Genomic DNA, 12,684 nt, shown 5'->3' with positions numbered 1-12,684 from the left:
AGCTCCGTTTTGGAGCTTTTTTTTGATATGAAAAATTTAAGAAGAATTACTCGTTCACAGATAGAAGATATTGTACCTCTTTTCGATAGCTACCGAGTATTTTATAAAATGGAGTCAGACTTTGATGCCGCCAAGGCATTTCTTAATGATAGAATATCAAATGAAGAATCAGTCATATTCGCCGCCTATGAAGGTGAAAATACGATAGGTTTTGTACAATTATACTACACCTTCTCTTCTGTAAGTTTAGAAAAGTCATTAATTCTAAATGATCTTTACGTAGATTCAAAATATCGCAAACAATCGGTCGGGCAACAATTATTAGAAAAAGCTCAACAATTTTGCACTCAACAAGGGTTTAAAGGTCTTGCCTTAGAAACAGCTATCGATAACCCTGCGCAAAAGCTTTATGAGAAATTAGGTTGGGAAAAAGATTACCACTGTTTTCATTACTTTTGGCAGGTTAAACGATGAAGCAAAATCAAAAGATGCGAATAGATATTATTACCGTATTACCCGAATTACTTACAAGTCCGTTTGAAGCTTCTATTTTAAAGAGAGCTATAGATAAAGGTTTGGTTGAAGTACATTTTCATAATCTTAGAGATTATACCGATACCAAATATCGAAATGTTGACGACTATCAGTTTGGTGGTGGCGCTGGTATGGTTTTGATGATTGAACCTATAGACAAATGTATCACTAATCTGAAATCTCAACGTAATTACGATGAAATCATATATATGACGCCTGACGGGGAAACTCTAAATCAGAAAATGTCTAATCAACTATCAATGATTGACAATATGATTATTCTTTGTGGTCATTATAAAGGTGTCGATCAACGTGTTAGAGATGCTTTTATAACAAAAGAAATTTCTATAGGCGATTATGTACTATCAGGTGGTGAATTGGGTGCGGCAGTACTATGCGATTCTATCATTAGATTGATTCCTGGCGTTTTAAACGATGAAACTTCTGCCCTGACAGATACTTTTCAAGATGGGTTGTTAGCTCCGCCAGTGTACACAAGACCTGCTGAATATAAAGGAATGAATGTGCCAGATATATTGCTAAGCGGTAATTTCGGTAAAATTGAAGAATGGCGAGAAAGCAAGGCATATGAGCGCACAGAGAAGCTTAGACCTGATTTATTACAATAAACTCATGTATTTCGAGCGAAAAATCAACTAAAATACTTGTAGGTTTTAATTTAAGTATTAATTTCGCAGCTTGTTAGAATAACCTCTGACGATAATCGTGAATGTTACTCTAATTTAATTCCAATTAACTATACAATGGAATCATTAATAAAATTTGTACAAGACGAATTCGTAACTAAAAAAGAATTCCCAAAGTTTTCATCTGGTGACACAATTACTGTGTACTACGAAATTAGAGAAGGCGAAAAAACAAGAACTCAGTTTTTCAAAGGTGTTGTTATACAACGTAGAGGTACTGGTTCAACAGAAACTTTTACTATTCGTAAAATGTCTGGAACAGTTGGTGTAGAACGTATCTTCCCAATTAATTTACCTGCACTTCAAAAAATTGAAGTAAATAAAAGAGGTAAAGTACGTAGATCTAGAATTTACTATTTCCGTGAATTAACTGGCAAGAAAGCTAGAATTAAGGAAATAAGAGGATAAATTTCCCTCAACAAATATATAAAGCACCGTTTCAATTTGAGACGGTGCTTTTTTTATGAACAAAAGTGAATAACCGATGTTCATAACCTGTTGATTAATAAATATTTATAAAAATATTCGTTCAATAGATTTTTTTTTGTAAATTTAAGTGTGATTAACAATTTGGAAACGACAAGGCATCCAATTTAGAGTCATTACGAAGTTTGCGTTCTTTGTATTGTTATTGAACCTTTTAGGGGTGAATATTTTAGATAAAGGCTGTCGCTTTTATATTTAATGATTTATTAAGTATCTAAATTCTATATTTTAGTTTTTAGTGATTAATTAAAATAACGAAAAAGAAATGTTGATTAAAGTTTAGACCCCATGTTTAAATTTCAAAAACATTTTAAACGTTGAATTAGTGAAGCGGGTGCAATCAAGGGTTGCCGTTTTAATGAAAAATTAAAACAAACTGTCCGTAAACTTTTTCTAAAAAGCCATATCATTGTATGCGTACATTGATATGGCTTTTGTTATTTAACAAATCTTCACGCCAGCCTGAAATATTAGGGCAATTCCTGTCTTTTTAGCCTATAGAAAATTGTATCTTTGTTCCGCTTAAATTAAAACAAACCGCAAATGTCCAAAATTTTTTATACCAAAACAGACGAAGCCCCAGCATTGGCTACGGTGTCTTTTTTACCTATTGTAAAAGCTTTTACCAAATCTTCAGGAATTAAAATAGAAACCAGAGATATCTCTCTCGCAGGTAGAATTGCAGCTACCTTTCCCGAATTTTTAACCAAAGAACAACAGGTTTCCAATGATTTGGAGGAATTGGGCAATTTGGCAAAACAGCCGGAAGCAAACATCATCAAATTACCAAATATTAGCGCTTCTATTCCTCAATTGAAAGAGGCTATTCAAGAGTTACAGTCTAAAGGCTATAAATTACCTAGTTATCCAGATGAGCCTAAGAATGAGGAAGAAAAAGAAATTAAGGTTAAATACGATAAAATAAAAGGCAGTGCCGTTAACCCTGTATTACGTGAAGGTAACTCTGATCGTAGAGCTCCACGCGCAGTAAAAAATTATGCAAAACAGAATCCTCACAGTATGGGTGCTTGGAGTTCAGACTCCAAGACACATGTTGCTACTATGGCTGAAGGTGATTTTCAAGCAAATGAAAAATCCATAACTCTTAGTAAGGATACATCGATACAGATTAAATTGGTATCCGATTCTTCAGAAACTATTCTAAAAGATAAATTAGACCTATTAGCTGGCGAAATTATTGATGCTACTGTATTAAGTAAAAAAGCATTACTTGAATTCTTAGAAAAGGAAATTAAAGATGCCAAAGAAAAAGGTGTTCTATTCTCGGTTCATCTAAAAGCGACCATGATGAAAGTTTCCGATCCAATTATTTTCGGTCACGTTGTGGAAACATTCTTAAAGCCTGTATTTGTAAAATATACCGACACATTTGATACGTTGGGTGTTAGCCCAAATGATGGCTTAGCCAGTTTATATCAAAAAATTGAAAAGCTACCGCTAGCTGAGAAAGATGCAATTAAAAAAGATTTAGATGCTGCTTTGGCCAGCGGACCAGATTTGGCCATGGTAAATTCAGATAAAGGTGTAACAAACCTACACGTACCAAGCGACATAATTATTGATGCATCAATGCCTGCAATGATTAGAAATTCAGGTAAAATGTGGAACGCTCAAGGTAAGGCTCAAGATACTAAGGCGGTTATACCAGATAGTAGTTATGCCGGTATTTATACCGCTACTATCGATTTCTGCAAGAAACACGGAGCATTTGATCCGACAACAATGGGTACTGTTCCAAATGTTGGTCTTATGGCCCAAAAAGCAGAAGAGTATGGCTCTCATGACAAAACTTTTGAAATTAAGGAAAATGGTTCAGTGCAAGTTTTAGATTTAGAAACCGGTACTGTTTTAATTGAGCATAAGGTTAGTAAGGGAGATATTTGGCGTATGTGTCAAGTGAAGGATGCTCCTATTCAAGACTGGGTTAAATTAGCTGTATCTAGAGCAAAGGCAACTAAAGATCCAACAATATTCTGGTTAGATGAGAAAAGAGCTCATGATGCAGAACTTATTAAAAAAGTAAAAACCTACTTAGCTAAAGAGGATACTCATGGATTGGACATTCAAATCATGTCCCCTACTGCGGCTACAGAATTTACTTTAAAAAGAATGAAAGCCGGCAAGGATACTATTTCTGTTTCTGGTAATGTTTTACGTGATTACTTAACTGACCTTTTTCCAATACTTGAAGTCGGTACGAGTGCTAAAATGCTTTCTATAGTTCCTTTAATGAATGGTGGTGGTCTATTTGAAACAGGCGCAGGTGGTTCTGCCCCAAAACACGTAGAGCAATTTTTAGAAGAAGGACATTTAAGATGGGATTCTTTAGGTGAATTTTTAGCATTGGGAGTTTCCTTAGAGTTCTACGGAGAGAAGAACGGGAATGCAATGGCTAAAGTTCTTGGTGACACTTTAGACAGCGCTACAGAAAAGTTTCTATTAAACGACAAGTCTCCTTCTAGAAAAGTAAAAGAAATCGACACTAGAGGAAGTCATTTCTTCCTAGCAAAATATTGGGCAGAAGCACTAGCTCATCAAGATAATAATGCAGAATTAAAAGCAATATTTTCAAAGGTAAGTACTCAAATTAACGAAAAAGAACCTCAGATTCTTACTGAATTAATTAATGCTCAAGGTTCGAAACAAGATATAGGCGGGTACTATAAGCCTGATGCTATTTTGGTAGAAAAAGCAATGAGACCGAGCACTACACTTAATGAAATTTTAAACGCAATTTAATTACAACGTTTAAATTAAAATACCCTCAATACTAATTGAGGGTATTTTTTTTGGAACAACATTAACTTTTAGGAGGGTTGCCGATTTCTGACTATTTTTACTAAAAAAATTGATGAAAGGATACCTACAACTTATTCTTGTCACCCTACTTTGCTATTCCTCAATTTCATTAGGTCAAGAAAAATTCACTTTAAGTGGTACCATATCTGAGAATAGTAGTAATGAGACACTTATTGGTGTAACAATTGCAATACCAGAATTAAAAACTGGTGTAACAACTAATGAGTATGGTTTTTATTCCATCACCTTACCAGAAGGTACTTATTCAGTTTTAATTAGCTACATAGGCTTCAAAGATGTTCTGCAAGAAATAAAACTAAACGAAAATAGACGAATAGATTATTTACTTGAAGAAGAAGCTGAACAGCTAGAAGAGGTAGTAGTTACAGAAAATGTGGAAAAGATGGATATTCGAAAACCACAAATGAGTGTAAACACCCTCTCTATAGGTACCATCAAAAAAATACCTGTAATTCTTGGAGAGGCCGACATAATTAAGTCCATCTTACTTTTACCCGGCGTAACAAATGCTGGTGAAGGTGCTTCAGGTTTTAATGTTCGAGGGGGTGCCGTAGACCAAAACCTTATCCTTTTAGATGAAGCAATAATTTTCAACTCATCTCACTTATTCGGCTTCTTTTCGGTATTCAATCCTGATGCAATTAAAGATATCAAACTATATAAAGGTGGCATTCCTGCTCGATATGGTGGTAGAGTTTCCTCTGTTCTAGATATTTTTCAAAAAGAAGGAAATAGTAAGAAGTTTAAAATGAATGGTGGTATTGGTGCAGTTGCCAGCAGGCTTTTAATTGAAGGCCCTATTAAAAAAGATAAAGCAGCTTTTTTGATTGGTGGTAGAGCATCTTATGCACATCTTTTCTTACCCTTATTCGATCTTGACAACACCGCCTATTTCTACGATTTAAATACCAAACTTAATTATAGATTAGACGACAAGAACAACATATTTCTATCTGGTTACTTCGGTAGAGATGTATTTGGCATAAATGATAGTTTTGTAAACACTTACGGAAATGCAGTGGGTAATTTTAGATGGAACCATTTATTCTCAGATAAATTATTCTCCAATCTATCGCTTATTTATTCAGATTACTATTATGGCTTAAAGCTTGATTTTGTTGGTTTTAATTGGAATTCAGGTATTCGTAATTTCAATGTAAAATATGATCTTAAACATTATATGAATGATAAGCTACAAATAAATTACGGCCTAAATAATGTTTATTATCAATTCAATCCTGGTAAAATTGAACCTAGTAATGCTGAATCGGGAATTGTCGAAGAACAGCTAATTCAAAAATACGCTAATGAATTTGCTGCATATGTAGATGTAGAACATAGAGTAACAGAAAATTTAAGTCTTGGTTACGGTTTACGTTTCAGTCACTTCATGCGTTTAGGTCAAGATGAACTTAATGTTTACGCAAATAATAATCCTGTTGAATTCGATCCTTTACTACTCATTTATCAGGAAGCAGAACCAATTGATGTTATAAACCCTGGTAGAGGAACCACTTTATCAACTTTCAGCAATTTTGAACCTAGAGCGTCATTATCCTATACCTTAAACGAATCTAGTTCAATTAAAGCAAGCTATACAAGACTAGCTCAATACCTTCATCTCTTATCTAACACTAGTTCCCCTACTCCATTAGATGTTTGGACACCGAGTGGGCCGTTTACAAAACCACAACTGCTAGATCAATACGCCTTCGGATATTTTAAAAATATTAAAGACGGTGATTATTCTGTAGAGAGTGAGGTTTTCTATAAAAATGTTCAAAATAGAATTGATTACATAGATGGGGCCAACTTAATTGCAAATAATGCTATTGAGCAAGTAATTCTAAATGGCGAAGCTCGAGCATACGGATTAGAATTTTTACTGCGAAAGAATGAAGGTAAACTTCAAGGCTGGCTTGCATATACCCTATCTAAATCAGAGCAACGCACACCTGGTAGAGCTCCATTTTCAGATAATGGTCGTAACAATATCGAATCTGGAATTAATTTCGGAAACTGGTACAACACTCCGTATGATAAAACTCACGACATTTCTATGTTCTTAAGTTATGATTTAAATGACAAATGGAGTTTCAGTAGTAATTTCACCTATCAAACTGGTCAACCTACCAATTACCCAATCGGTCAATTTGAATTTCAGGGTTTAACAGTCCCGTATTACGGACTACGCAATACGCAAAGACTACCTGCTTATAATCGACTTGATCTATCTGCTACGCTAACTCCAAGAAAGAATACCAATAGAAAAATTAAAGGTGAATGGGTATTTAGCTTATACAATGTATATAACAGGCGAAATGCTGCCTCAATTAGTTTTCGACGTAATGATGATACTGGTGCAAATGAAGCGGTTAGAACTTCTATTTTTGGTATTGTACCTGCGGTAACCTATAATTTTAAACTTTAATCGATGACACGTTTTATATTAATATTATCAACCCTATTTTTTACTGTTTCCTGTGAAGATGTAATTGATTTGGAACTGCCTAATGACGATTCTAGGCTTATTGTCAATGGCGTCATACGGGTAGATGAAACTCAAGAGTATTTACCTATTGAAATTGTGGTGTCAGAAAGTAGTTCTTTTTTTGAAAGCAACAGCATTGTTTCTTTAGAAAGTGCTGTTATCTATTACGGTACACCTAACCCTGATGCTCCAGAAATCTTAGAAGGTGGCGGTATTTCCAATTTAGCAGAACTTGAACCTGGGAGCGGTAAATGGGTGCCAGACCCAACATTTGATAGTGACCAAAGAATTAGGGTAAGTAATATAAATGAAGGTGATGTTTTTCAATTACTTCTTACAACAAGTGAAGAACGCTATTTCGCCACAACTACCTATGTAAAATCAGTTCCTATAGAATCCTTAGAACAAGGAGACCAAACTTTATTTTCTGGTGATGAAACTGAAGTTATCGTCACATTTACGGATAATGGCGAGCGTGACGATTTTTATATTTTAGATTTTGATTTTAACGAGTATTTGGTTACTGAAGATGAATTCTACCAAGGTCAAACTTTTGTGTTTTCTTATTTTTATGATTCAGATTTGAAATTGGATACAGACAGAACCATTAACATAGGCCTTTTTGGTGCAGATGAATCGTTCTACAATTATATGAATCAAATAATAGTGCAATCCGGTGGAGACCAAGGGCCTTTTCAAACTCCCGCTGCCACCGTTAGAGGAAATATCACCAATATTACTGGTATTGATAATTCCGAAGTATCAGACAATGTTTCACGTAACGCTAATTTTGCCCTAGGTTATTTTGCCATAGTTCAAGAATATAAAAAAAGTATAGTCATAGATAATGAGAAGAACTGATAAAGATATGCTCGTAACTGGGCTAAAACGTTTGGGAATTACTGTAGTTTTAATGTTTACAGCTCCATTAGTACTATGGCAAGCATTTAAAAATCAAGAGCATTTTCTATTTTGGCCAGTATGCATTCTCGGAATTATATTAGCCTCATATGCCATTTTCATGGGATTCAAGGGAATAAAAACTATTGTAAATTCTGTGTTCGGGGTTAAAACTAAATCGAATTAGTTTTTAGGTATTTTTGTAGTTTTCTTCCACTTATTATACAATTTATCATAGTCATAGTCTAATACCGTCGCCTGTCGGTCTAATTTACCATTTGAAAATGCACGTTGAAGAATATCTTCAATTAAATAATCTTCTTCAATCACATCTGGGTGAAATTCTTCCTTAATACTAATCTTAAAGAATTTGGCTGTTGTATTATACCAAAAGGCACGCCAACCATTACGAAGGTCCTTTACCAAATCAAATGCAGTAGTACCTGTTTGTCGGTAAATTAGTTTTACCAATATTTGACCTTCTGTACGTGTAAGTTTTTTTAATTCTTCTGAAAATTCTTCTTCAATATACTTGTGTATCTTTTTTGTATACTTCTTTCTTTTCCTATTGTTCGTAATGTCGGCAAGACTATCATTAAGTTCTACCAACCTTTCTGCGGCCAATTTTGCGTACGGATATACTTTTTCTGTCTTTCTACGTAATATGTAGTACCTTAATTTATCATCATAAGATGAAAACTTTAGCTTTCCAAAAACATAAGCTTCTTCTAATGCAATAGAATTCTGTAGTAAAGAATCACCAGAAATAATTATCATTTTCTCCGATACAGAATCCAATTCCTGTTCTTCTATCTGAGCACAAATAGAATAACTAGTCAAGAATAAAAAAATGAGTAAATAGTTATATTTCATTAATATAGGTTAAGCAAATGTCTTGCCAAAATTAACGATAATTATAAAAGGTTATTATTAATACAACGCTAATATTGTTAAGTTTGTATCTTAAAATTACATTGATGGCTGATAAAAAAATTATTACTAAAAAGTCTCTAGACTTTTTAGAAAAATACTTGAATAATGCTGCTCCTACCGGTTATGAATTGGAAGGACAAAAATTGTGGATGGACTACCTAAAACCATATGTAGACACTTTTATTACAGATACTTATGGTACTGCAGTTGGTGTAATAAATCCTGATGCAAAATATAAAGTTGTTATTGAAGGGCATTCTGATGAAATTTCATGGTATGTTAACTATATAACAGACAATGGATTGATTTATGTGATACGTAATGGTGGTAGCGACCATCAAATAGCGCCTTCTAAGTGGGTAAATATCCACACGAAAAAAGGAATTGTAAAAGGAGTATTTGGCTGGCCAGCAATCCATACTCGTAAAGGAGAAAAAGAAGAATTAGCCCCTAAACTAGATAATATTACTATCGATATAGGTGCTAAGGATAAAGCTGAAGTTGAAAAGATGGGGGTTCATGTTGGCTGTGTTATCACCTACCCAGATACATTTCAGGTTTTAAATAAAGATAAATTCGTTTGTAGAGCTATAGACAACCGTGCCGGTGGATTCATGATTGCTGAGGTTGCGCGTTTATTACATGAGAATAAAATAAAATTACCTTTCGGACTTTATATTACCAATTCTGTTCAAGAGGAAATTGGTCTTCGTGGTGCTGAAATGATTACCCAAACCATTAAGCCAAATGTTGCTATCATTACTGATGTTTGTCATGATACGACGACACCAATGATTGAGAAAAAAACACAAGGACATACTGAAATTGGGGCTGGACCTGTAATTTCTTATGCCCCTGCTGTACAAAACAAATTACGTGAACGTATATTAGAAACAGCTGAAGAGAATAAAATTCCTTTTCAACGTATGGCGGCATCAAGAGCTACCGGTACAGATACCGATGCTTTCGCGTATAGTAATGGCGGAGTTGCTTCGGCATTGATTTCTTTGCCTTTGCGTTATATGCATACTACTGTTGAAATGGTTCATAAAGATGATGTTGAGAATGTTATTCGATTAATATATGAGACACTCCTAACGATTAAAGAAGGGGAAACCTTCAGTTATTTCGATTAAATTATAACAGTCCCTCCAATTTTTCGGAGGGATTATTTTTTAGTGCTATGGACGAGCTTATTGATATTTTAAATGCTGATGGAGTACCGTTAGGAAAAACTGCAATGAAATCTAAAGCCCATAAAAAGGGACTCTTTCATGCAACGGTTCATATATGGTTTTATACAGAAGACGGAAAACTACTTATACAAAAACGAACTACTAATAAAGATACTCATCCTGGTTTGTGGGATGTCTCTGTTGCTGGCCATATTGGTTCTGGAGAATCAATTATAGATTCGGCAATTAGGGAAGTACAAGAAGAAATTGGTTTAGCTATTACGGGTATAGAACTGAAGAAAATTGGTGTATTTAAATCCATTCAAAAACATTCTGAAGAACTCATTGATTGTGAGTTTCATCATACGTTTTTGTCTAGACTAAAGATACCCATGGAAAAACTTATCAGACAAAAAAGTGAAATAGATGACCTTAAATTAATTTCGAACAATCAATTTGAACAAGAATTAAATGATAAGGTGTTAGCCAAACAATACGTGCCACATTCAATAGAATATTACACTAAAATTTTAAATGAAATCAGACAATTACGCTAAGGTTGCAACAAATTTGTCTACTTCAGAGAGTGCATAAGTTATTTGATCACCACTCTCCATATATTTCACCACAAAACTGTTATTTTCTAATTCTTCAGCACCTAACAATATTACATAAGGCACCTTTCTATTATTAGCATATTTAAATTGTTTCTGGATTTTTACATCAGAAGGATATAAATCTGACATTACACCTCTCTTACGAAGTTCAGTTACCAGTTTTAAAGACACTAGCGCTTCTTTAGCCCCAAAGTTAAGGCAAAGCACATCTAAAGACTTATCGACAGCCTCAGGAAATAAATTTAACTCTTCCAGCACTAGATAGATTCTATCCAACCCAAAAGAAATTCCTACTCCACTTACGTCTTTTAATCCGAAGATACCAGTAAGATCATCGTAACGACCGCCGCCGCCAATAGACCCCATAGCTACTCCTTCTGGAGCTGAAACTTCAAAAATTGCGCCTGTATAGTAGTTAAGTCCACGAGCTAAGGTAACATCTATAGCCAATTTAGCAGATTGCAAACCTAATGTTGAAATAGTCTCCATAATAAAACGAAGCTCTTCCAAACCTTTTTGCCCTTCTTCAGAATCTTTTAATAAGTTATCTAAACGATTTAACTGATCTACATTACTGCCTTGAGGTTCAAATAAAGGCGCTGCTTTTTCGATAGCTTCTTCAGAAATACCTTTTGCCAACATTTCCTTTTTAACACCATCCTCGCCTATTTTATCTAACTTATCTAGGGCTACCGTGAAATCGATTAACAAATGTTTTGCACCAATAACTTCAGCTATACCTGCTAAAATTTTCCTATTATTCATTTTAATGGTAGCACCTTCTAATTTTAAATCAGAAAATACTCCATCATATAATTGAATCAATTCGACCTCTTGCAACAATGAATCTGAACCTACTACATCTGCATCACATTGAAAAAACTCTCTAAAACGACCCTTTTGAGGTCTATCTGCACGCCATACGGGTTGAATCTGATATCTTTTAAATGGGAAATCTAGCTCGTTCTGATGCATTACCACATAACGAGCGAAGGGCACAGTTAAATCATAACGCAACGCTTTCTCTGTAATTTTAGGGGCTATACTAGTAGAATTTTTAGAACTATAGGTTACATCATCAACCTTACTGATAAAATCTCCTGAATTGAGAATTTTAAAAATCAAACGGTCACCTTCTTCACCATATTTACCCAACAACGTTTCTGAATTCTCAAATGAAGGAGTTTCAATAGGTTGGAAACCATACGTTTGAAAATTTTTCTTGATGGTATCAAAAATGTAATTACGCTTTGCAATTTCTGATGGTGTAAAATCGCGTGTTCCTTTAGGAATAGATGGTTTCTGTGCCATTAATTTTTTATTGTACTACAAATATAGCCTTCAAAAGGTAAGACTACAATTAGGAATTAAGAATATGAACAACGAATTGATCTATGAGGTTTCGATTACCTTTTCGAACCACTGGTATAATTCTCCTTTAGTAATAACTGCGCCTTGTTTAAGTAGCAAAAATTTGTCGACATTTTTATCATCGGTATAAGCTTTTGAAGCTGTCAAGTATTCTACAAAGTCTGATTGCCAATTCTTTTTAAACCACTCGAACCCGACCTTGGTTGTTAAGTCTAAATCTGGGTTCATCACTTTTACAGAAATAAGCTTCATTTCTTTTTCAGTTAAATGAAACATATGCATTTGACTACTTGAAATATTCTCTAAATAAGAAACCTTATTCAGAACGCCTTCCCAAACCAAATCGCTAAAAACATCTAATTCTTCTTCCGCTACTTTTGGCTTATCTCTTTTTACAGACTCCCATTCATCACCTGTAATAGATTGGGTAGCCAAAAAATTAATAAACTCTTGATGTAGTTCTTCTAATTGTTCTTTTGTTAGCCTTGTGTATTTCATCGGTTGATATTCTTTTAATAATGATCAAATGCAAGATGCCAATTTAATATTGGTAATGTAATGATCCATTTCATGACAAATCAAAAAAAAGCCCTCCAGTAAACTGAAAGGCTAATATATTTAATAATTTG

The 12,684-nt window shown here is 34.2% G+C and carries 12 protein-coding genes; 9 read left to right on the top strand and 3 right to left on the bottom strand.

Annotated features, from left to right (window positions below):
• The first annotated feature begins 9 nt into the window (after window positions 1-9).
• The 7 genes from B5X55_RS16525 (at window position 10) to B5X55_RS16495 (ending at window position 8,146) form a co-directional block, all read left to right on the top strand.
• Window positions 10-474 carry a GNAT family N-acetyltransferase gene (locus B5X55_RS16525; RefSeq protein ID WP_234999771.1) on the top strand — a complete coding sequence of 155 codons (465 nt, stop codon included), beginning with the start codon at window positions 10-12 and terminating at the stop codon, window positions 472-474.
• Between the two features lie 14 nt (window positions 475-488).
• Window positions 489-1,163 (top strand): tRNA (guanosine(37)-N1)-methyltransferase TrmD, encoded by a 675-nt coding sequence (gene trmD / locus B5X55_RS16520; protein WP_079514003.1) that lies wholly within the window; start codon window positions 489-491, stop codon window positions 1,161-1,163.
• A 135-nt stretch (window positions 1,164-1,298) separates the two neighbouring features.
• Window positions 1,299-1,649 (top strand): 50S ribosomal protein L19, encoded by a 351-nt coding sequence (gene rplS / locus B5X55_RS16515; RefSeq protein ID WP_079513923.1) that lies wholly within the window; start codon window positions 1,299-1,301, stop codon window positions 1,647-1,649.
• Between the two features lie 621 nt (window positions 1,650-2,270).
• On the top strand, window positions 2,271-4,487 hold the full coding sequence (locus B5X55_RS16510; protein ID WP_079513921.1) for an NADP-dependent isocitrate dehydrogenase: 2,217 nt from the start codon (window positions 2,271-2,273) through the stop codon (window positions 4,485-4,487).
• 112 nt (window positions 4,488-4,599) lie between these two features.
• Entirely contained in the window at window positions 4,600-6,999 is a 2,400-nt protein-coding gene (locus B5X55_RS16505) for a TonB-dependent receptor (protein ID WP_079513919.1), read from the top strand.
• 3 nt (window positions 7,000-7,002) lie between these two features.
• Complete coding sequence (locus B5X55_RS16500; protein ID WP_079513917.1) at window positions 7,003-7,920, top strand: DUF4249 domain-containing protein; 918 nt, start codon at window positions 7,003-7,005, stop codon at window positions 7,918-7,920.
• On the top strand, window positions 7,907-8,146 hold the full coding sequence (locus B5X55_RS16495) for a DUF6095 family protein (protein ID WP_079513915.1): 240 nt from the start codon (window positions 7,907-7,909) through the stop codon (window positions 8,144-8,146). Before B5X55_RS16500 ends, B5X55_RS16495 begins: the two co-directional genes overlap by 14 nt.
• Here B5X55_RS16495 and B5X55_RS16490 read toward each other — a convergent pair.
• Entirely contained in the window at window positions 8,143-8,832 is a 690-nt protein-coding gene (locus B5X55_RS16490) for a DUF4294 domain-containing protein (RefSeq protein ID WP_079513913.1), read from the bottom strand. The genes B5X55_RS16495 and B5X55_RS16490 overlap by 4 nt on opposite strands.
• Before the next feature lie 104 nt (window positions 8,833-8,936).
• Between B5X55_RS16490 and B5X55_RS16485 the strand changes: the two genes are divergently transcribed.
• Window positions 8,937-10,028: a M42 family metallopeptidase gene (locus tag B5X55_RS16485; RefSeq protein WP_079513911.1), complete on the top strand. Its 1,092-nt coding sequence runs from the start codon at window positions 8,937-8,939 to the stop codon at window positions 10,026-10,028.
• Between the two features lie 47 nt (window positions 10,029-10,075).
• Complete coding sequence (locus tag B5X55_RS16480; protein ID WP_079513909.1) at window positions 10,076-10,624, top strand: NUDIX hydrolase; 549 nt, start codon at window positions 10,076-10,078, stop codon at window positions 10,622-10,624.
• Here B5X55_RS16480 and hisS read toward each other — a convergent pair.
• On the bottom strand, window positions 10,616-11,995 hold the full coding sequence (gene hisS / locus B5X55_RS16475) for a histidine--tRNA ligase (RefSeq protein WP_079513907.1): 1,380 nt from the start codon (window positions 11,993-11,995) through the stop codon (window positions 10,616-10,618). The genes B5X55_RS16480 and hisS overlap by 9 nt on opposite strands.
• Window positions 11,996-12,076: 81 nt before the next feature.
• A complete protein-coding gene (locus tag B5X55_RS16470) occupies window positions 12,077-12,553 on the bottom strand; it encodes a DUF6495 family protein (protein ID WP_079513905.1) in 477 nt (158 codons plus the stop codon).
• Between the last annotated feature and the right edge of the window lie 131 nt (window positions 12,554-12,684).

The organism is Maribacter arcticus (assembly GCF_900167935.1).
Classification (GTDB): domain Bacteria; phylum Bacteroidota; class Bacteroidia; order Flavobacteriales; family Flavobacteriaceae; genus Maribacter; species Maribacter arcticus.
This window is presented reverse-complemented; position numbering and strand designations above follow the sequence as displayed.